Origin of the sequence: Streptomyces sp. NRRL S-1022, assembly GCF_000720135.1 — a bacterium.
Lineage (GTDB): Bacteria > Actinomycetota > Actinomycetes > Streptomycetales > Streptomycetaceae > Streptomyces.
The window spans coordinates 259,970-278,290 of record NZ_JOIU01000005.1; the positions used below are offsets into that span (position 1 = coordinate 259,970).

The window sequence follows — 18,321 nt, forward strand, 5'->3', positions numbered from 1 at the left end:
TCAGTTCAGTGCTCGTAGTCCGGGGACCAGCGCCACCAGTACCGGGATGACGGGCACCAGCGCCGCGGTCGCCGTCAGGCGCAGCCGGCGCAGTGCCGGGAGCCGGTCCGGAGCGGTCAGCAGCCGGTGCACCCGCTGCGGCACATGCGCCTGCGGGGTCGGGCAGGGCCCGAACACGCCCCGCTCCTCGTTCAGCCCGACCAGGGCCAGGGCCGTGGTGAGGCGGCCGAAGCGCCGGGAGGCCATGTCGTCGGCGGCCAGCTCCACCAGCCGGTGCATCTCGTCACGGAACGCGGCGAACACCGGGACCTGCGGGAAGCCGCCGGCCAGCGCGGCCGAACAGTGCAGCAGCCAGTCGTGCCGGGCCTGCGCGTGTCCCTGTTCGTGCGCGAGCAGCGCGTCCAGTTGACGGCCCTTCAGGCGGCGCAGCGCCGCCGTGGTGACGACCAGCCGCGGTGCCGCTCCGGGCAGCCACCAGGCGTCGGGTCGGTCGCCCTCCAGCACCACCAGCCGGCCGCTCGCCGGCTCCTCGCCCGGCAACAGCGGTGCGCGCACCAGCAGTTCCGCGCGCCGCCCGCGCCGCCGCACCCGGTCCCGTACGACCTCGCGGACCAGCATCGCCAGGCTCCACAGGCCACCGCAGGCGAGCAGTACGGCGGTGGGCGCCGCCCAGGGGCCGGCCGCACCGAGGGCATAGGCCTCCACGACCCCGCGCGGGGCGGTGGCGAACACATGCCCGCGCACCGCCTGCCAGGCCGCCGCCGCGCTGAGGGTCATCGACAGGGCGCAGCACAACAGGACGGCCGCCACGACGCATTGCCACGCCCAGAGGGCGACGACCGGCTCGCGGTCCGGCCAGTCGGCCCGGGCGAGCAGCCGCGGGGCGACGACGGCGGTCAGGGCGCCGAGCAGCAGCAGTGCCACGGGGACCATCATGGTCAGCACCCTATGAGCGCCGTGCCGCTCGGCGGTACGGTCCCCGGCACCGAAGTGACGCACCCAACGCGGGCCGCCCCGGACCGGCGCGCGCCTCACGACGCCCGCGGGACGCCGGCAGAAGCCGGGTCACGGGCCGGGCGTCGGTCCGTCCGCTCCGTACCGGAGGCCGTCGAGGAGCAGGTCGAGCAGTCGGCCGGCGCGTTCGCGCTGGTCGGGGGCGCTGGTGATCAGTGCGACGCCGGCCAGGCTGAACCCGACGTCGAAGGGGTCGACGTCCGGGCGCAGGAGACCGGCGTCGGCGCCGGCGTGCAGCAGGGTGCCGAGCGCGGTGCCGAGCTTGTCCAGGGTCTCGGCGAAGGGGTCCGCACCGGAGGCGACCGCGGCCCGCAGCGCGTCCGCCATGCCCTGCTTGGCGGCCACGTAGTCGATGAAGTCGTCCATCCACAGGCGGATCGCCCGGTCGGGCGCGTTCTCCGCGAGCAGCTTGGCCGCGCTGTCGCAGACCCGGGCCAGCTCGTTGCGGTAGGCCGCCTCGACCAGCGCCTCGCGCGTGGGGAAGTGGCGGTAGAGCGTGGCCGAGCCGACGCCCGCGGCCTTGGCGATCGTGTCGATCGCCACGTCCGGGCCCTTCTCGGAGAAGGCGCGCACGGCCGCCTCCAGGATGCGCTCCCGGTTGCGGCGGGCATCGGCGCGCAACCCGCTCGACTTGCTGGTCAAGGCTGCTCCCTTCGTCGGGGACCAGTCTAGCTGGACAACCGGGGAGTTCCCCGCTTACCGTTGCGAATAACCGGGGAACTCCCCGGTTACGGGCCTCGGCCCGTTGTGCTCCCCACTAAGGAAGACCCTCATGACCTCTCCGAAAACGGTTCTGATCACCGGTACGTCCTCCGGCATCGGCCTGGCCACCGCCATCGGCACCGCCCGGGCGGGCTGGACGACCATCGCCACCATGCGCGACACCGGCAAGGCCGAGGCCCTGCTCAAGGCCGCCACCGAGGCGGGTGTCGCGGACCGCGTCCAGGTCAAGCGCCTGGACGTGACCGACTCCGCGGGCATCACCGCCTGCCTCGACGAGGTCGTCGCCGAGCACGGCCGTCTGGACGGGCTGGTCAACAACGCCGGCGCCGCCCAGGTGGGCACCATCGAGCAGAGCAGCGTCGAGGACGTCCGCGCGGCGATGGAGGTCAACTTCTTCGGCGTGGTGGCGGTGACCCGGGCCGCCCTGCCGCACCTGCGTGCGTCGAAGGGCCGGGTGATCACCGTCGGCAGCGTCGGCGGCACCATCGGCCAGCCCTTCAACGAGGCGTACTGCGCGGCCAAGTTCGCCGTCGAGGGCTTCATGCAGTCCCTCGCGCCGGTCGCCGCCACCGTCGGCGTCGACGTCACCGTGGTCGAGCCGGGCGCGGTGGCGAGCGAGTTCGTCGCCAATCTCGGCCTGGACGTCCCGGCACTGCTCGCCGCCGCCGGGCCCTACAGCCCGGCTCTGGAGGCATACCTCGCCCGCACCCGGCAGTCGTTCGCCGGCGCCCAGACGCCGGCCGAGGCGGCCGCCCCGATCGTCGACGCCCTGACCGTCGCCCGCCCGCCCTTCCGCGTCCAGACCTCGCAGTGGGCCCGCGACTTCGTGGCCACCACCCTCGCCGACCTCGACGGCTCCGCCGTCCAGGCCCTCACCGGTGCCTGGGTGCGCTGACCGCCCCGCGCCCCCACGGGTGCACTGCCCACGCCGGCAGCCGCCCCGCGCCCCCACGGGCGCACTGTCCACGCCGGCAGCCGCACCGCATCCGCCGGCCGGCGCCCCGCCACCGCCGTACCCCCGCCCGGCCACACCTTCCCCGGCCGGGACCTGCGGCCCACCGGACGCACCACCGACCAGTCACACACCGCGGGGTGACCCGCGACAGCAAGGAAGATCATCATGGAACTCCGCACCCTCGGCAGCCAGGGCCTGACCGTCTCCGCCGAAGGACTCGGCTGCATGGGCATGAGCGCCTTCTACGGCAGCACGGACGAGACCGAGTCCCTCGCCACCATCCACCGCGCCCTCGAACTGGGCGTCACCCTGCTGGACACCGCCGAGAGCTACGGCCCGTTCCGCAACGAGCGGCTCCTCGGCAAGGCCCTCGCCGGCCGCCGCGAGCAGGCCGTCGTCGCCACCAAGACCGGTGTCGAGTTCACCGACGACGGCACGCTCGTCGGCCACAACGGGCGCCCCGAGTACATCCGCCGTTCCCTGGACCGCTCCCTGCGCCACCTGGGCACCGACCACGTCGACCTCTACTACCTGCACCGGGTCGACCCGCAGGTGCCGGTCGAGGAGACCGTCGGCGCCATGGGCGAGCAGGTGGCCGCCGGCAAGGTCCGCTACATCGGCCTGTCGGAGGTCGCGCCGCACACCATCCGCCGCGCCCACTGCGTCCACCCGCTCACGGCGGTCCAGACCGAGTACTCGCTCTTCGAGCGCGGCATCGAGGACGACGGGGTCAGGGCCACCCTGGACGAGCTCGGGATCGGCCTGGTCGCCTACTCGCCTCTCGGACGCGGGTTCCTGTCCGGTGCGATCACCAGCCCGGACGACTTCGCCGCCGACGACTTCCGCCGTACCGACCCGCGCTTCCAGGGCGAGAACTTCGCCCGCAACCTGGCCGTGGTCGACGAGGTCCGCCGTATCGCCGCCGCCAAGCAGGTCTCGCCCTCCCAGCTGGCTCTCGCCTGGGTGCTGCGCCAGGGCGCGGTCGCCATCCCCGGCACCAAGCGCCGCCGCTACCTGGAGGAGAACGTCGCCGCCACCACCGTGACGATCACCGATGAGGACGTGGCCGCCATCGAAGCCGTCGCGCCGCGCGGCATCGTCTCCGGCGACCGCTACGCCCCCGAGCTGATGCGGACCCTCAACGGCTGACCCGGGGCGGTCCGGCGAGGGGGGCCGGCCCCTCCCACGCCCTGCTCGACGCCGGGCAGGCCGGAAGCCCACGGCTCACATCGTCAGCAGCATCGCCACCATGCCGATCCCCATCGACAGCCGGCACGCCCGGGCGAGTTCCGGGCGGTCGCCCCAGCGGGCCGGGCCCGCGGCGCCGCCGGGTGCGGCGGGTACCAGGCGGGCGCCGGAGAGCAGCACGTACCCCGTGAAGTACAGCAGGAGCGCGCCGGTCAGCACGGGCACGCCGGTGCCGCCGTGGACGTGGTGGGCAGCGGGCGGGGACGCGGCCATCGCCGCCGCCATGTAGACCATCGCGGCGCTGCCCACCAGGTGGTGCAGGTGGTGCGGGGCGCCGCGCGCGGTCCACAGCGCGCGCACGGCCGCGGCGCCGAACACGGCCGCGTACACCGGCCACGCCCATCTGGGCGGCGTGAACACGGCCGCCGGTACGGCCATCGCGGCCATGCCGAACCCCATCAGCGCCTCGCCGCCGGCGGCCCGGCGCTGCTCCTCGACGGCACTGCGCATCCGCAACAGGCAGTAGGCCCCGGTCACCGCGCACAGCGCGACCAGCAGCCAGGCGGTCGACACCGGTCCGTGCACGCGCACCTCCACGCTCGACGGTCCGTCGAGGGATGCGATGCCCACGGCCGGAGGAGCGCACGCGAGCGCAAGGGTGTACACGGGGAGCATGCGGGGGAGCGCGGTGCGTGACAAGCCGCCGCGGCAACTGTTTTACGAGTAAAACACGTGTTAAATTGATGGTATGAGCAGTGCGACCCCCCACCGTCTTCCCCTCGCCGGAGTGCTCCGCCTCGGCCGTCCCTCCGACATCTGGTTCAAGCCAGCGCTGAGCGTGGTCGCCGCGGTCGCCCCGCCCAACCTCGCCCTCCTCGCGCTCGGCCGCCTCGACCTGGCCATGTACACGATGGCCGGCTCGCTGTGCGCCCTCTACGGCCACAACCGGCCCTACGCCGCCCGGGCCCGCGCCCTGGCCTGGGTGGTCCTCGGCATGGTCGGAGGCCTTGCCGTCGCCCTGCTCGCCGCAGCGCTGACCACGAACGCCGTCGTCCTCGTCACCGTCGGCGCCGTCCTCGCGGCGGCCCAGAAGACCGTGTGCGACGCCACCCGGATCGGACCCCCCGGCAACGTGGTCCTCACCTTCATCAGCTCCGCCTCGCTGTTCGTCCCCCAGACCCCCGGCCAGATCCCCGGGCACCTCGGGCTGGCCCTGGCCACCGGCGCCTGGGCCTGGCTGGTCGGCATGGCACCCGGGCTGCTCCGCCCGCACGGCCCCGAGCGCCGTGCCACCGCCCAGGCCCTGAACGCCGCCGCCGCGTACGCCGGCACGCGCGGCACCGCCGACGGCCATGCCCGGGCCCGCGCCGCGACCGCCGCCGCGATCCACGCCGCCTGGCAGTCCCTCCTCGCCGCCGGCAGCCGCCCCGACCGCACCCGGCGCGCCCTGGAACGCCTCCTCGTCCGCGCCGAGGTCGCCCTCGCCGCACCCGCCGACACCGACCCCGCGCGGTTGCGCGCCTGGGCCCGGGACCTGCGCGGCACCGGCCGTGTCCCACGGGTCGAGGCGCCGCGCGAGTCCGCCGACGAACTCCTCGGCGTGGCCGCCGAACAGGCCCTGCCGCCCCGCTCGCCGTGGCACCTCCTCGCCCCCCTCGCCCCGCTCGCCGCACGCACCGCACTCGGCTGCGCCCTCGCCGGCTACGCCGCCCTCGCGCTCGGCGTCGGCCGCCCGTACTGGGCGCTCGTCACCGCGGCCTCCCTCTACCAGGCCAACGTCAGCCTCACCTGGAACCGGGGCGTCCAGCGGGTCGTCGGCAACCTCGTCGGCGTCCTCGCCTTCGCCGCCCTCGCCCCGCTCGCCCATCTGCACCCCGCCGCCCTGGTGCTGTGCTGCATCGCCCTCAACTTCGGCGCCGAGGCGCTCATCGGCCGCAACTACTGGCTGGGCAGCGTCTGCGTCACCCCGATGGCGCTGCTCATCACCGAGTTCGCCCGCGCCCAGAACCCCGCCGAGCTGATCACCGACCGGATCGTGGACACCCTCGTCGGCGCCCTGGTCGGCTTCGCCGCCGCCGTCGCCGTCACCAACCGGCGCGCCGGCGACCGCCTGGAGCAGGCACTGACCGCGGCCGAGCGCGCCCGCGAGAACACCGCCCGCCTGCTCGCCGAGCCGCACCCGGCCCCGCACGCCCTGGAGTCCGCCCGCCGCGGCCTCGCCGCCGCCCTCGTCGACCTGCGCGCCACGGCCGACGCCGCCGCAGGCGAGTGGTGGCAGCGCGCCCTGCCCGAGGAGCGGGTCGTGCTCACCGAACAGTCCGGACACCGTACGCTCGCGGCGACGGTACGGCGCCAGGGGCTCGTACCGCGGGACCGGGACGAGGACCCGGGCCGGGAGCACGACCGTGACCAGGGCCCGGGCAGGACGACGGAGGACATACGGCCATGACGGCGACGAACGGCGGACCGACGCCCGGAAGCGACACGGCCGGTACCCGGCCGGGGGCCGGCAGCGACCCCGCGCGCGGCGACACCGTCTCCGCCGTCGTCCGCCAGTGGCGGGCCGTCCACCCCGAGCTGGACACCGGGCCCATGGAGATCATCGGCCGGATCAACCGCTGCGCCGCGCTCCTCCAGCAGGCCGAGGACGCCCCGCTGCGCCGGGCCGGTCTGAGCCGCGCCGAGTTCGACCTGCTCGGCGCGCTGCGCCGCACCGGCCACGAGCTGACCCCGGGGGAGCTGGCCCGGGAGACCTTCTCCTCCGGGGCCGCCGTCACCAAGCGGGTCAAGCAGCTGACCGAGCGCGGGCTGGTCGAGCGGCGCGGCGATACCCGCGACCGCCGCGTCGCCCACCTGCGCCTCACCGACGCCGGCCGTGACCTGGTCGACGGCATCCTCCCCGACCAACTCGCCTACGAGACCGCCGTCCTGTCCGTCCTGGCCCCCGACGGGCAGCACGAACTGGCCGGTCTGCTCGCCGAGTTGCTCACCCGCCTGGAAGGCCGCATCGGAGCACTGCGCGCGTGACCGGCCCCGGCCGGCCCCTCAAGTCCGCCAGGTGGGGCCGGGGATCCCCGCCCGCACGCTGACCCTCGCTCGCGGCCGGGGTCATCGGGAGCCGGGGCTTGGTTTGGGCCGTTGACGGGTGGATACAGGGCGGCCGGAAGCGGCGCCGCGGCTTGGCGGAGGGGACGAGCGTCCGGCATCCCGGCCGGCCGCGGCCCGGTGTCGGTGCCGTGGGCCGCGGCCGCCGGTGCCCCGGGCCCGCCCCCGTGCCCCTCAGATCCCCGGCCGGTACCGCAGGGGATGGTCCTCCGGGATCTCCACCAGGACGATGCGCGTGCCGTCCGGGTCGGTGATCCACATTTCGATCAGGCCCCAGGGTTCCCGCTGCGGAGGCCGGAGGATCTCGACCCCCCTGGCCAGCAGCTCCTCGTGCGCGGCCGTCACGTCGGCGACCTGGAACCACAGGCGCACGGGGGGCGACGGCGGGGTGTCGGAGCGGCCGGAGACCTCCAGGAAGCCGCCGCCGAGGAAGTACACCGTCCCGCGCTCGGGGCCCGTACCGAACTCCCGGTACACCGCCAGGCCCAGCTGCTCGCCGTAGAAGGCGCGGGACCGCTCGGGATCGGTGGGCTGGAGAAGCGTGCGGCTGCTGAGTACATGCACCATGCACCGGAGGCTAGCGGCAGCGTTACCCTCGTGCCTGGCTCAGCCACGCCCGAGATCGGAGACCGCCGCCATGGACACCCCCGCCACCGGACTCACTTTCCGCGACGCCACCGACGGTGACGTCGACGCCTTGGTCGACCTCATCGAGTCGGCGTACCGAGGGGACAGCAGCCGGGCCGGGTGGACCACCGAGGCGGACATCCTGGAGGGCCAGCGGACCGACCCGGAGGGCGTGCTGGAGGTCGTCAAGTCGCCCGACAGCCGGCTGCTGACGGTGGAACAGGACGGCCGTGTCGTCGCCTGCTGCCAGCTGGAGCACCGCGGGGACCACGCCTACTTCGGCATGTTCGCGGTCAGCCCGTCCCTCCAGGGCGCGGGTCTCGGCAAGACCGTCATCGCCGAGGCGGAGCGGCAGGCCCGGCAGACCTGGGGAGCCACCGAGATGCACATGACGGTGATCTCGGTCCGCGACGACCTGATCGCCTGGTACGAGCGCCGCGGCTACCGCCGTACGGGACGGATGACCCCGTTCCCGTACGGCGACGAGCGCTTCGGCATCCCGCAGCGCGACGACCTGCAGTTCGAGCTGCTGGTCAAGAAGCTCGCCTGAACAAGCCTGCCGGTCGGCTACCGGACAGCGCCCGTGGCCGCCCGTGGCCCGACCCGTCATGCCGGCGGCCTCCTGGAGAACACCCCAGAATTGCTGCCGATCGGCCACTGGCTCAACCGCACCGACAAGGCGCTCACCCGCTCCAAGAACGGCATGCTGGAGGAGTTCGGGCTCACGCGCGTCACCTGGCAGGTCCTCAACGTCATCCACGACACCCCCGGGACCGCCGACACCGAAGTCCTGTCGATCCTCGCCGCCAACGCCGACGCCGCCACGCCGGCCGAAGCCGTCGACACCGCACTCGCCGACGGCTGGGCGAGCCGTCCCGCACCGGGACTGCTCACCCTCACGCCCGGTGGCCGCCGGCGCCTGACCGACGTGGCCGCGCGCGTCGACGCGTTCCGCGAGCTGTCCATGGCCGGCATTTCCCTGGAGGAGTACCGCACGGCCGTCCACGTCCTGGAACGCATGAACGGCAACCTCGATCCGGCGGCGAGCGCCGGCCATTGAGCGGGCCGGCGCGAGGGGCTAGGCCGTGAACCGTCCCGTGCGCTTGATCTCCGGGTAGTCCGTCGTCGCCCCGTCCAGCTCCAGCGCGCGGACGAGCCGCAGGTGGTCCTGCGTGTTGACCACCCAGCCGATGATCCGCAGCCCGGACGCGCGCGCGTGCTCGGCGATCTCCAGGGTGAGCCGGCGGATGTTGAGGCACACGGTCGCGGCACCCACGGCGACGGCGCGGTCCACCACGTCGGTGCCGTACCGGCTCGCGACCAGCGCCGTACGCACGCCCGGCACCAGCCGTGCGATCTCGGCGATCGCCTCGTCGTGGAACGAGGACACCTCCACCCGCGCGGTCAGGTCCCGGGCGCGCATCACCTCGGCCAGCGCCCGCGCCGCCGCCACGTCCTTGATCTCGGCCTGCAACGGCGCGTGCACCGCATCCAGGACCTCCTCGAACACCGGCACCCGCTCCCCGCGGCCCGCGTCCAGGGCGCGCAGCTCGGCGAGGGTCTTCTCGGCGATCGGTCCGGACCCGTCGGTCGTACGGTCCACCTCGGCGTCGTGCATGACGACCAGGGCGCCGTCTTTACTCAGGTGCAGATCGAGTTCGATCAGGTCGAGGCCGGCCCGCTGTGCGGCGACGAAGGAGCGGAGGGTGTTCTCGGGCTCGACGCCCATGACACCGCGGTGACCGATGGTAAGGAAGTTCAAGGTTCAACTCGCTTCCGTCGACGGCGGCTAGGCGGCGCGCGGACCGACGGACCCGTCCGGACGTCGTCGTCCACGCGGCAGGCTCGCAGCCTAACGGCCGCGCCGTGCGTTGAACCCGCAGCTGCGCCGGGCATTCGGGAGCGGGGCCAGGCGCCGGCTGGCCGGTATCCGCCCCGGCTGTCACCCTCGCGTGGGCGCGTCCCCTGCGCCTTGACCAACCCGGTCACCGCGCCTCGGCCGACTCGCCCACCGCCCTTACCGGGCCACCCGCCATCGATGGAAGTGAGCGTCGTCACGGTTTACGACAGGAAAAATATCCGTGACCAAGGGAGCCAACAGAAAAATTTCCCGACTCCGCTCTTGCTGAGAGAAACCGGGTATGCATACGGTGTCCACACGCGAGGTTCTCCTGTGGAGGATGGGACATGACGGAAGTTCTTGTGCAGTCGGGTGCGGATGATCGGGTTTCTCCGCTGACCAGGGTGGTGGAGCACCCGGCCTGGCCCGTGCTCAAGGATGCCGTGGAGCAGATCCGGCCATGGCAGTCGAAGGACGGATCGATCGACTTCGACGCCGAGGGTGCCCCGCAGCGGGCCGACGCCGCGGCGGCCGTCGCGCGTGTCGCGGACGCGGTCGAGCAGCTCTCCCCGCTCCTCCCGCACGATGCCGCCTACCACCAGGCGCTGGTGACGGACCTCCGCCGCTGGGCCGAGGGCGGCTTCCAGGTGCCGGACTTCCTGGACTCCCTGCTGGCCTTCAACCCGGCCGCGGACCGCGCCGACGGCCTGCAGCACCTGGTCGTCTTCCCGATGTACACGCAGAACGGCAACCCGGACCGCAACCTCGAGGCGGTCGTGCTGCGCATGGTCTGGCCGGACTGGCTGGCCGAACTGGAGCGCACCCGGTACGACAACCCGCTCTTCTGCGGCATCACCTTCGAGGACTTCACCTCGGGCTACGACACCAACTCCGCGGTGCTCTTCCCGGAGACCATCGCCGTGCGCGAGGCGCCGGAACGTTTCTCCTGGGGTGGCATCTTCTGCGACCGCGAGGCCGCCCGCTTCCGCCGCGTGACCGAGTCCGCCGTCGACATCCTGGGCCTGGAGCTGCCCGAGGACATCGCCGCGATGGTCCACGACCAGAAGCGCTGCGAGGAGGCCTTCGTCCTGTGGGACATGGTGCACGACCGCACCCACAGCCACGGCGACCTGCCGTTCGACCCGTTCATGATCAAGCAGCGCCAGCCGTTCTGGATGTACGGCCTGGAGGAGCTGCGCTGCGACCTCACCGCCTTCAAGGAGGCCGTGAAGCTCCAGGCGGACGGCGTCCCGCAGGCCCGTGACGTGCAGTACGCGGTGCTCTTCGACCGGATGTTCCGCTTCCCCGTCACCGGCGACCGCAACCGCAACTACGACGGCCTCGGCGGCCAGCTCCTCTTCGCCTACCTGCACAAGCACGACGTCGTCCGCTGGACCGACAACAGGCTCTCCATCGACTGGGAGCGCGCCCCGCAGGTCACCAACCAGCTGTGCGCCGACATCGAGAAGCTCTACAAGGACGGCATCGACCGCCCGAAGCTGGTGCACTGGTTCGCCGGCTACGAGCTGGTCTCCACCTACCTCGCCCCGCACCCCGGCTCCAAGTGGGCCAAGGGCCCGGACGCCCTGGACCTGACCCAGCCCCCGCGCAAGCTCGTGGACGACGTGCTTCCGGACGAGTTTCCGCTGAGCATGTTCTATGAGGCCCTGTCCAAGAAGCTGAAGAATGTGATCGCCTCCACCAAGGGCATCACGGCGGACAGCGCCGAGCCGGTCGCCGCGTGAGCGACCGCGTCCAGCACACTGCTTCAGAGGGGAAGAAAATGAGGAACGGCGCGAACGGGCCTCTCAGCGGTGCGGTGATCGCGGTGGCCGGCGCGGGTGGACCCGCCGGCCGCGCGGCTCTGCTGCGCCTGGCCGAGGCCGGGGCGACCGTCGTCGGTGCGGACAACGACCCGCAGCGGCTGTCGGAGGCCGTGGACGCGGCGCGCTACGCCTCCGGTGGCGCCTCCGTCACCGGCGACACCGTGGACCTGCTGAGCCTGCAGTCCACCCGGGACTGGGCCGCCCACATCGAGAAGGACTTCGGGCGGGTCGACGGCCTGGTGCACCTGGTCGGCGGCTGGCGCGGCAGCGAGACCTTCACCAAGACCAGCCTCGACGACTGGGACTTCCTGGAGCTGCTGCTCGTCAAGACCGTGCAGCACACCTCCCTGGCGTTCCACGAGGCGCTGCAGCGCAGCGAGCGCGGCCGGTACGTCCTGATCAGCGCGGCCGGCGCCTCGAAGCCGACCGCCGGCAACGCGGCCTACTCCGCGGCCAAGGCCGCCGCCGAGGCGTGGACGCTCGCCATGGCCGACTTCTTCCGCAAGGCGGGGGGCGCCGAGGGGCCGACGTCCGCGGCTACGATCCTGGTGGTGAAGGCGCTGGTGCACGACGCTATGCGCGCCGAACGCCCCAACGCCAAGTTCGCGGGCTTCACGGACGTCAAGGACCTGGCCGAGGCCATCGAGGGCGTCTGGAGCAAGCCCGCCGCAGAAGTGAACGGAAACCGTCTGTGGCTGACCGAGAAGCCGTGAACCCTCCCAGGACCGACGCCCGTCGCCATCACGACCCGCAGGTCCGCGGTTTCGCCAGTGACAACTACGCCGGAGCCCACCCCGAGGTGCTGGCCGCCCTGGCCCTGGCCAACGGCGGTCATCAAGTGGCCTACGGCGAGGACGACTACACCGAGAACCTCCAGGGGATCGTCCGCAGCCACTTCGGCGCCACCGCGGAGGCCTTCCCGGTCTTCAACGGCACCGGCGCGAACGTCGTCGCCCTCCAGGCGGTCACCGACCGCTGGGGCGCGGTGATCTGTGCCGAGAGCGCGCACATCAACGTGGACGAGGGCGGCGCGCCCGAGCGCATGGGCGGGCTGAAGCTGCTCACCGTGCCCACGCCCGACGGCAAGCTCACGCCGGAGCTGATCGACCGGCAGGCCTGGGGCTGGGAGGACGAGCACCGCGCGATGCCGCAGGTCGTGTCGATCACCCAGAGCACCGAGCTGGGCACCCTGTACACGCCCGAGGAGATCCGGGCCATCTGCGAGCACGCCCACGCGCACGGCATGAAGGTGCACCTGGATGGCTCCCGGATAGCCAACGCGGCCGCCTCCCTGGACGTGCCCATGCGGACGTTCACCAACGCGGTCGGCGTCGACATCCTCTCCCTGGGCGGGACGAAGAACGGCGCGCTGTTCGGCGAGGCGGTCGTCGTCATCAACCAGGACGCGGTGCGGCAGATGAAGCACCTGCGCAAGATGTCGATGCAGCTCGCCTCGAAGATGCGCTTCGTCTCCGTGCAGCTGGAGGCCCTGCTCGCCAAGGACCTGTGGCTGCGCAACGCCCGCCACGCCAACGAGATGGCCCAGCGGCTCGCCGAGGGCGTCCGCGCGGTGCACGGGGTGGAGATCCTGTACCCGGTGCAGGCGAACGGCGTCTTCGCCCGGCTCCCGCACGACGTGAGCGTGCGGCTGCAGAAGCGGTTCCGGTTCTACTTCTGGGACGAGGCCGCCGGAGTGGTGCGCTGGATGTGCTCCTTCGACACCAGCGAGGAGGACGTCGACACCTTCCTGGCGGCGCTCAAGGAGGAGATGGCCCGCTAGCCCGAAGTTCTGCATGGATATGCGATTACCCGAAAATTCATTGACGCTCGGGTGATCGCATTCCTATGCTCTGCGGGCATGGAGCTGATCCAGAACACGGCCGAACTCTCCGCCTATCTGGCCGCCGACGAGGTCATCGACCACCATCATCCGGTGGTGCGGGAGACGGCCGCCCGCCTGGCCGCGGAGGCCGCGGACTCGTATGACTATGCACGGGCCGCCTACGCTTTCGTCCGGGACGCCATCCCGCACTCCCAGGACTCCGGCGACCTCCGTGTCACCTGGCGCGCCTCCGACGTGCTGGCCCTGGGCACCGGCATCTGCCACGCCAAGTCCCACGCCCTCGCCGCGCTGTTGCGGGCCGAGGACATCCCGGCCGCCCTGTGTTACCAGCGCCTGACCCGCGACGGGGGCGGCCACGCACTGCACGGCCTGGTCGCCGTCCGCTTCAACGGGGCCTGGCACCGGCAGGACGCGCGCGGCAACAAACCGGGCGTCGAGGCCCGGTTCTCCCTGAGCGGCGAGCGGCTCGCCTGGATCCCCGACCCCGCCGCCGGCGAGCTGGACCACCCCGTGCTGTACGCCGAACCGCACCCGCTCGTCCTCGCCGCCCTGCGAGCCGCACCCGACCGGTCGTACCTCTGGCAGACGCTCCCCGACTCCCTGTGAACCGACTCCCCCTCAAGGAGGAGAATCCTTCTCCTTCTTGAGACCGATGCCGTGACCCAAACCGCCTGTGAGGCTGGGTCTCGATCACAGGCGGCATCTCGGTGCAGCCGGTCAACGGGGGATCCACAAGGGGGAAATCAGTCTTTTCCGGGACGCGTCGACTCTCCGCGCCCTCATTCCTTTCGCGTTCTTTCCTGCGACCTGGCATCCAGGACGTGATGTTTCACGCTGCGCCGACCGTGGAGCGATGCGAGTTCGTACTCGGCCATTGCCGCCTGCTCAATTCACGGGGAGAACAGTTGAATCGAAGAATCGCACGAGTGTCACTCGGCCTGACGTCGAGTGCCGCGCTGGCCGTTGCCGGGACCCTGGCCGTCTCGGTCCCCGCCCACGCGACGTACTACAGCGGGGGCATGCCCAAGCGGTCGTTCAGCGTCAAGACCGTCGGCATCAACGGCGAGTGGGTCAAGTACTTCGACACCGCCCGCGGCAACTGGAACCGCGCCGGTGTCGGGGCGAACATCAAGCGCAGCTCCAGCGCCAAGCCCAGCTTCACGGCCGGCAACTACAGCCAGAGCTGGTACGGCCTGTACGCGCCGTCCGGATCGCGGGCGCACCGCTCCTTCCAGATCAAGGTCAACGCCACGACCCTCTGGCGGGACACGAAGAACATCCCCAAGTACGACAAGTGGGTGCGCAGCACCAGCACCCACGAACTGGGGCACGGGCTCAGCCTCGCCGACAACCCGAACACGAGCAAGGTCTCGCTGATGAAGCACAGCCGCGACCGCTCGAGGGTGCAGACGCCGCAGCCCTATGACAAGTCCGAGGTGAAGAGGATCTACCGATGAACGCCAGACGGAACGTTCTCGTCGCCGGGACCGCGGTGCTCGCCGCGTTCGCCGCTGTCGGCTGCTCCGCGGAGAACTCCTCCCACGCGGCCAAGGCCGCGGCGGGTCCGGACACCGTGACCTACCACGCGGACTACCCCGCGTACTCCTCGCTCGACGACGTCCTCAAGACGTCCGACGCCGTCGTCGAGGGCACCGTCGTCGGCACCCGGGTGCAGAAGGTGCTGCCCGACGCGCCCGCCGGTGACAACCCCGCCACCAACCCGCAGGCCGGCCTGTCGCCCGCCGAGGCCAAGGCGGCCAGGAAGGCGGCCGAGGAGAACCCGGTCATCGTCACCGTCTCCAAGGTGAAGGTCACCCGGGCCCTCGCCGGCAAGGTGGCCGTCGGCGACACCATCGAGGTCAGCCAGCTCGGCGGCACCTACCACGGTGTGGCGTACCAGGACGAGGACACCACCCTGCTCGCCAAGGGCGGTCAGCGGTACGTGCTGATGCTCGCCGCCCACGGCAAGAACCCGTACGACCTGCTCAACCCCGAGCAGGCGCTCTACTCCGTCAAGGCGGACGGCACGGTCAAGGCCGTGTCCGTCAACGGCTTCGCCGGCGCGGGCAAGGTCGACCAGCTGGCCGCCAAGGCCGGCCGGATCGCCGGGTCCCGCACGCGGTAGGCGCACCGCCCGCACCACCCGGCCGGTGCGCCACGGATCGCCCGTGGCGCACCGGCGTCGTGTCACCGGCCCCGCGGTGCCAGCCGGAGCGCCTTGCGCACCGCCGGACTCAGGGCCACACCGTTGTCCTTCGCGGCGACCGCGGCGCCGCCCTCGACCTCGTACCAGCCCTGCGTGGTGTTCACCAGGACGTAGTCGCCGCCCTCGCCCTTGTCGAGCAGCAGGACGTACTCCTTGCCGGCACTCAGGCCGGCGGTCTCGGGCCCGGAACCCGGGGTCGTGTAGGACACCCGGATCGCGTCACCCGGTGTCTCGCCCTTCGCGGTCGCCACCACCTTCGCCGTGGCAACCGTCGTGCGGACACCGCCGCCGGTCTCCTCGTGTCCGGAGCCGAGCCGCGCCCGTACGATCACGTGCGCCGCCCGCTCCAGCTCGGCCGTGCTGCCGAAGTACGGCTCGTCGGCGCTGATCCCGCCGTCCGTGCCCTCGCCCGCTCCGGCCGGCCCGCTGCTCCGCGCGGCCTGGTGACCGCTCGGCCCGGCCGGGTCGCCCTGCAGGCTGAACAGGGTGACGGCACCGATGGCGACGGCGGCGCCGCAGGCCACGGCGGCCATCAGGTACCCCCGCCGGGGCGATCGGCGCGGGGCCGCGGGGGGCGGGGTGCCGTCGGGTCCGACCAGCGTGGCGAGTTCGTCGGCGGCGCGCGCCGAGAGGGTGCCGTGCGCCGCGTCCGGGACCGGGTTGGCGTTCGTGATCAGAGGCTTCACACGCATCAGACTGGCTCCTGGGGCAGTTTGTAAACGGCACGGAACGCCTTGCGTGCCCGGTGCAGCCGGACCCAGACCGCGGACGCGCCGCATCCCAGGACTTCACCGGCCTCTGCCGCGCTCAGCCCGTCCCAGTAACTCAGCAGGAGGACCTCGCGGTGCGCGGGCGGGAGCCGGTCCAGGGCGTCGAGTACGGCGTTGTCCCGGCTCGGCGCCGGAGCGCTGCCCATCGCGTCGGCGATGGTGCGGTGTATCTCCGTCAGGCGTGCCATGGAGCGGTAGTGGTTGCTCAGCAGGTTCCGCGCGGTGACGAACAGCCAGCCGGTGCCCACGTCCTGACCGGCCGTCATGCGCTCCCACGCGGTGCGGAAGACCTCGGCGGTGAGTTCCTCCGCGGCTCCCCGGTCGGCCGCACGCCGGTGCACATACGCGCACACGCGCGCGTGCTCACGGACGTACAAGGCCGTGAACCGCGCGGCGCGGTCACGGTCGGTGCGGGTCTTCAGGGTCTCCACACCCCTTATATGTCGGAGACCCGGCGCATCCTTACCGTTCGGTGCGAAGAGTTTCGGCGGACGCCGTCAGTGACGGGTCAGTGCGCTTCCGCCGTGCGCAGTGCCTCCGCCGTCGGAGCCGAGCCGCCCAGGTGCGCGGGCAGCCACCAGGTGTCCTCGGGGCCCTTGGGGCGGCCCGGGTAGGCGCGCTGGGCGGCATCCAGGAGTTCCTGGACGCGCTCGCGCAGCCGGCGGGTGATGGCGCCGGCGTACTGGTCGCGGGGCGCCTCCACGGCCTCGCCGACGCGGATGGTGACGGGCAGGTGGCTGCGCTTGAAGTTGCGCGGGTGGCCCTTCGTCCACAGCCGCTGCGTGCCCCACACCGCCATCGGGATCAGCGGGACCCCCGCCTCCTGGGCCAGCCGGGCCGCGCCCGACTTGAAGCTCTTCAGCGTGAAGGACTGCGAGATCGTCGCCTCCGGGAACACCCCGATGATCTCTCCGGAGCGCAGCGAGTCCAGCGCGTGCGCGTACGCCGTCTCGCCCTGCCCGCGGTCCACCGGGATGTGCTTCATCCCGCGCATCAGCGGCCCGGAGACCTTGTGCCGGAAGACCGACTCCTTCGCCATGAACCGCACCAGGCGCTTCTGCGGCAGGGCGGCCAGGCCGTTGAAGATGAAGTCCAGGTAGCTGATGTGATTGCTCACCAGCACCGCACCGCCCGAGCGCGGGATGTTCTCCGACCCCTGGCAGTCGATGTCCAGGTCCCAGACCTTGAACAGCGTCTTGGCGAAACCGATGACGGGACGGTAGACCAGCTCTGCCATGGGCGGGGTGGACCCTTTCTGCTCTGCTCGGGAAAGGGAGGGCTCCCGGCGGTCAAGTTACGCAGCCGTAGGTTTACGACGTATCGCAGATCGTGCCCGAAGAACGGACGGGGAGCCAGTCCTGGTGCCCCGCGGCGGCGAGATCCTCGTCACGTCGGCCTACATCCCGTTCTGCCCCCTCAGGCCCCCTTCACTCCACCGGGTCACTCCACCGGGGTCGCCGTCGCCCGCTTCGGCGGCAGGAAGGTCTCGCCCCCCGGACAGGCCGGAACTCGGAACCACCGTGGTCAAGGCCGCCGCGAACCGCGGCCCCCGCACCTCGATGTCCATGAAGCCGATGTCCAGGAAGCCGGCGTTCCGCAGGGTGATCTCTCCGCGGGAGGCGGGAATCTTCACCGTCTCGTGCGTGTTGGTGCCGGAGACGACCGGACTGGTGGTGGGCTGGCGGAGCTCGCGGCGGCGAGTGCCCGCGGAGTGCCGCACAAGCGGCGGAACGGGAGGGTACGGGTGCGCGGGCACGACGACGGCAAGCGGCTCGGGGTGGCCGAACTCGGCGGCGAACCGGGGGAGCGGGCCACGCTCGTGCAGTTCTCCAGCGCCTTCTGCGCGCCCTGCCGGGCGACCCGGCGCATCCTCGGCGAGGTCGCCGCGATGGTCCCGGGCGTGACCCACGTCGAGATCGACGCCGAGGCCCGCCTGGACCTCGTACGCGAACTCCGGATCCTCAAGACCCCCACCGTGCTGGTCCTGGACGCCGACGGCCGCGTGGTGCGGCGCGCCGCCGGACAGCCGCGGAAGGCCGACGTCATCGCCGCTCTGGGGGAAGCCGTGTGAGTGGCTTTCAGGCGGCGGTGGGACATCTTCCAGATCGCGGAACCTGCTTGACTGCGCGCACCACCTATCGTCAGTCTGACCGTATGCCGATCGAACTCCTTCTCTACGGGCGGGTCCACGTCGACCTCGCCCGCACCGCGAGCGCGCGCTGTC

Annotated in this window: 20 protein-coding genes and 1 pseudogene; 13 read left to right on the forward strand and 8 right to left on the reverse strand. The window is 72.3% G+C overall.

From position 1 onward, the window contains the following. Both IG05_RS0107255 and IG05_RS0107260 read right to left on the reverse strand, forming a co-directional pair. Positions 1-936, reverse strand: coding sequence for a M56 family metallopeptidase (locus IG05_RS0107255; protein ID WP_030340226.1), 936 nt, complete (start codon positions 934-936; stop codon positions 1-3). 129 nt (positions 937-1,065) lie between these two features. Next, the gene (locus tag IG05_RS0107260; protein ID WP_030340228.1) at positions 1,066-1,656 is read right to left on the reverse strand and encodes a TetR/AcrR family transcriptional regulator; all 591 of its coding nucleotides are present in this window, start codon (positions 1,654-1,656) and stop codon (positions 1,066-1,068) included. Positions 1,657-1,786: 130 nt separating this feature from the next. Here IG05_RS0107260 and IG05_RS0107265 point away from each other — a divergent pair, with 130 nt between their 5' ends. Then, positions 1,787-2,632, forward strand: coding sequence for an SDR family oxidoreductase (locus IG05_RS0107265; RefSeq protein ID WP_030340231.1), 846 nt, complete (start codon positions 1,787-1,789; stop codon positions 2,630-2,632). 225 nt (positions 2,633-2,857) lie between these two features. Next, positions 2,858-3,841, forward strand: a complete 984-nt coding sequence (locus IG05_RS0107270) for an aldo/keto reductase (protein WP_030340233.1) — start codon at positions 2,858-2,860, stop codon at positions 3,839-3,841. Between the two features lie 75 nt (positions 3,842-3,916). Here the strand turns inward: IG05_RS0107270 and IG05_RS0107275 are convergent, their stop codons facing one another. Further along, positions 3,917-4,465, reverse strand: a complete 549-nt coding sequence (locus IG05_RS0107275; RefSeq protein WP_030340235.1) for a DUF5134 domain-containing protein — start codon at positions 4,463-4,465, stop codon at positions 3,917-3,919. 163 nt (positions 4,466-4,628) lie between these two features. On the opposite strand from IG05_RS0107275, the gene IG05_RS0107280 reads away from it, so the two are divergent. Both IG05_RS0107280 and IG05_RS0107285 read left to right on the forward strand, forming a co-directional pair. Then, positions 4,629-6,329: an FUSC family protein gene (locus IG05_RS0107280; protein ID WP_030340237.1), complete on the forward strand. Its 1,701-nt coding sequence runs from the start codon at positions 4,629-4,631 to the stop codon at positions 6,327-6,329. Continuing rightward, the gene (locus IG05_RS0107285) at positions 6,326-6,907 is read left to right on the forward strand and encodes a MarR family winged helix-turn-helix transcriptional regulator (RefSeq protein ID WP_030340239.1); all 582 of its coding nucleotides are present in this window, start codon (positions 6,326-6,328) and stop codon (positions 6,905-6,907) included. The genes IG05_RS0107280 and IG05_RS0107285 overlap by 4 nt, the downstream gene beginning before the upstream one ends. 252 nt (positions 6,908-7,159) lie before the next feature. Here the strand turns inward: IG05_RS0107285 and IG05_RS0107290 are convergent, their stop codons facing one another. Then, a complete protein-coding gene (locus IG05_RS0107290) occupies positions 7,160-7,552 on the reverse strand; it encodes a VOC family protein (RefSeq protein ID WP_030340241.1) in 393 nt (130 codons plus the stop codon). A gap of 70 nt (positions 7,553-7,622) precedes the next feature. Here IG05_RS0107290 and IG05_RS0107295 point away from each other — a divergent pair, with 70 nt between their 5' ends. Both IG05_RS0107295 and IG05_RS0107300 read left to right on the forward strand, forming a co-directional pair. Continuing rightward, complete coding sequence (locus IG05_RS0107295; RefSeq protein WP_030340242.1) at positions 7,623-8,162, forward strand: GNAT family N-acetyltransferase; 540 nt, start codon at positions 7,623-7,625, stop codon at positions 8,160-8,162. Between the two features lie 33 nt (positions 8,163-8,195). Continuing rightward, positions 8,196-8,672, forward strand: coding sequence for a MarR family winged helix-turn-helix transcriptional regulator (locus IG05_RS0107300; RefSeq protein ID WP_234335779.1), 477 nt, complete (start codon positions 8,196-8,198; stop codon positions 8,670-8,672). 18 nt (positions 8,673-8,690) lie between these two features. Here IG05_RS0107300 and IG05_RS0107305 read toward each other — a convergent pair whose 3' ends face one another. Continuing rightward, the gene (locus tag IG05_RS0107305; RefSeq protein WP_078893938.1) at positions 8,691-9,374 is read right to left on the reverse strand and encodes a glycerophosphodiester phosphodiesterase; all 684 of its coding nucleotides are present in this window, start codon (positions 9,372-9,374) and stop codon (positions 8,691-8,693) included. A 425-nt stretch (positions 9,375-9,799) separates the two neighbouring features. On the opposite strand from IG05_RS0107305, the gene IG05_RS0107310 reads away from it, so the two are divergent. From IG05_RS0107310 to IG05_RS0107335, 6 genes are all read left to right on the forward strand, one after another. Beyond that, positions 9,800-11,197, forward strand: a complete 1,398-nt coding sequence (locus tag IG05_RS0107310; protein WP_030340248.1) for a DUF6421 family protein — start codon at positions 9,800-9,802, stop codon at positions 11,195-11,197. A gap of 38 nt (positions 11,198-11,235) precedes the next feature. After that, entirely contained in the window at positions 11,236-11,991 is a 756-nt protein-coding gene (locus tag IG05_RS0107315; RefSeq protein ID WP_030340250.1) for an SDR family oxidoreductase, read from the forward strand. Continuing rightward, positions 11,988-13,058, forward strand: a complete 1,071-nt coding sequence (locus IG05_RS0107320; RefSeq protein ID WP_030340251.1) for a threonine aldolase family protein — start codon at positions 11,988-11,990, stop codon at positions 13,056-13,058. The genes IG05_RS0107315 and IG05_RS0107320 overlap by 4 nt, the downstream gene beginning before the upstream one ends. 78 nt (positions 13,059-13,136) lie before the next feature. Then, a complete protein-coding gene (locus IG05_RS0107325) occupies positions 13,137-13,727 on the forward strand; it encodes a transglutaminase-like domain-containing protein (protein WP_030340253.1) in 591 nt (196 codons plus the stop codon). 320 nt (positions 13,728-14,047) lie between these two features. Continuing rightward, a complete protein-coding gene (locus IG05_RS0107330; protein WP_234335780.1) occupies positions 14,048-14,578 on the forward strand; it encodes a hypothetical protein in 531 nt (176 codons plus the stop codon). Then, positions 14,575-15,246 carry a hypothetical protein gene (locus IG05_RS0107335; protein ID WP_030340256.1) on the forward strand — a complete coding sequence of 224 codons (672 nt, stop codon included), beginning with the start codon at positions 14,575-14,577 and terminating at the stop codon, positions 15,244-15,246. Before IG05_RS0107330 ends, IG05_RS0107335 begins: the two co-directional genes overlap by 4 nt. Positions 15,247-15,308: 62 nt before the next feature. Here the strand turns inward: IG05_RS0107335 and IG05_RS0107340 are convergent, their stop codons facing one another. The 3 genes from IG05_RS0107340 to IG05_RS0107350 form a co-directional block, all read right to left on the reverse strand. Next, positions 15,309-16,019 carry a hypothetical protein gene (locus IG05_RS0107340; RefSeq protein ID WP_234335781.1) on the reverse strand — a complete coding sequence of 237 codons (711 nt, stop codon included), beginning with the start codon at positions 16,017-16,019 and terminating at the stop codon, positions 15,309-15,311. Continuing rightward, entirely contained in the window at positions 16,019-16,528 is a 510-nt protein-coding gene (locus IG05_RS0107345; protein ID WP_030340260.1) for an RNA polymerase sigma factor, read from the reverse strand. Before IG05_RS0107345 ends, IG05_RS0107340 begins: the two co-directional genes overlap by 1 nt. A gap of 77 nt (positions 16,529-16,605) precedes the next feature. Next, positions 16,606-17,334 carry a lysophospholipid acyltransferase family protein gene (locus IG05_RS0107350; protein ID WP_030340262.1) on the reverse strand — a complete coding sequence of 243 codons (729 nt, stop codon included), beginning with the start codon at positions 17,332-17,334 and terminating at the stop codon, positions 16,606-16,608. 409 nt (positions 17,335-17,743) lie between these two features. Between IG05_RS0107350 and IG05_RS0107360 the strand changes: the two are divergent. Continuing rightward, positions 17,744-18,168: pseudogene (locus tag IG05_RS0107360) on the forward strand (TlpA family protein disulfide reductase). The last annotated feature ends 153 nt before the right edge of the window (positions 18,169-18,321 follow it).

Excerpts from the sequence above, each read along its gene's own strand:
- IG05_RS0107335 (WP_030340256.1), top strand. The coding sequence starts at position 14,575 with ATGAACGCCAGACGGAACGTTCTCGTCGCCGGGACCGCGGTGCTCGCC.
- IG05_RS0107315 (WP_030340250.1), top strand. The coding sequence starts at position 11,236 with ATGAGGAACGGCGCGAACGGGCCTCTCAGCGGTGCGGTGATCGCGGTG.
- IG05_RS0107270 (WP_030340233.1), top strand. The coding sequence starts at position 2,858 with ATGGAACTCCGCACCCTCGGCAGCCAGGGCCTGACCGTCTCCGCCGAA.
- IG05_RS0107290 (WP_030340241.1), bottom strand. The coding sequence starts at position 7,552 with ATGGTGCATGTACTCAGCAGCCGCACGCTTCTCCAGCCCACCGATCCC.
- IG05_RS0107340 (WP_234335781.1), bottom strand. The coding sequence starts at position 16,019 with ATGCGTGTGAAGCCTCTGATCACGAACGCCAACCCGGTCCCGGACGCG.
- IG05_RS0107325 (WP_030340253.1), top strand. The coding sequence starts at position 13,137 with ATGGAGCTGATCCAGAACACGGCCGAACTCTCCGCCTATCTGGCCGCC.
- IG05_RS0107255 (WP_030340226.1), bottom strand. The coding sequence starts at position 936 with ATGATGGTCCCCGTGGCACTGCTGCTGCTCGGCGCCCTGACCGCCGTC.
- IG05_RS0107280 (WP_030340237.1), top strand. The coding sequence starts at position 4,629 with ATGAGCAGTGCGACCCCCCACCGTCTTCCCCTCGCCGGAGTGCTCCGC.
- IG05_RS0107350 (WP_030340262.1), bottom strand. The coding sequence starts at position 17,334 with ATGGCAGAGCTGGTCTACCGTCCCGTCATCGGTTTCGCCAAGACGCTG.
- IG05_RS0107265 (WP_030340231.1), top strand. The coding sequence starts at position 1,787 with ATGACCTCTCCGAAAACGGTTCTGATCACCGGTACGTCCTCCGGCATC.
- IG05_RS0107310 (WP_030340248.1), top strand. The coding sequence starts at position 9,800 with ATGACGGAAGTTCTTGTGCAGTCGGGTGCGGATGATCGGGTTTCTCCG.
- IG05_RS0107295 (WP_030340242.1), top strand. The coding sequence starts at position 7,623 with ATGGACACCCCCGCCACCGGACTCACTTTCCGCGACGCCACCGACGGT.
- IG05_RS0107285 (WP_030340239.1), top strand. The coding sequence starts at position 6,326 with ATGACGGCGACGAACGGCGGACCGACGCCCGGAAGCGACACGGCCGGT.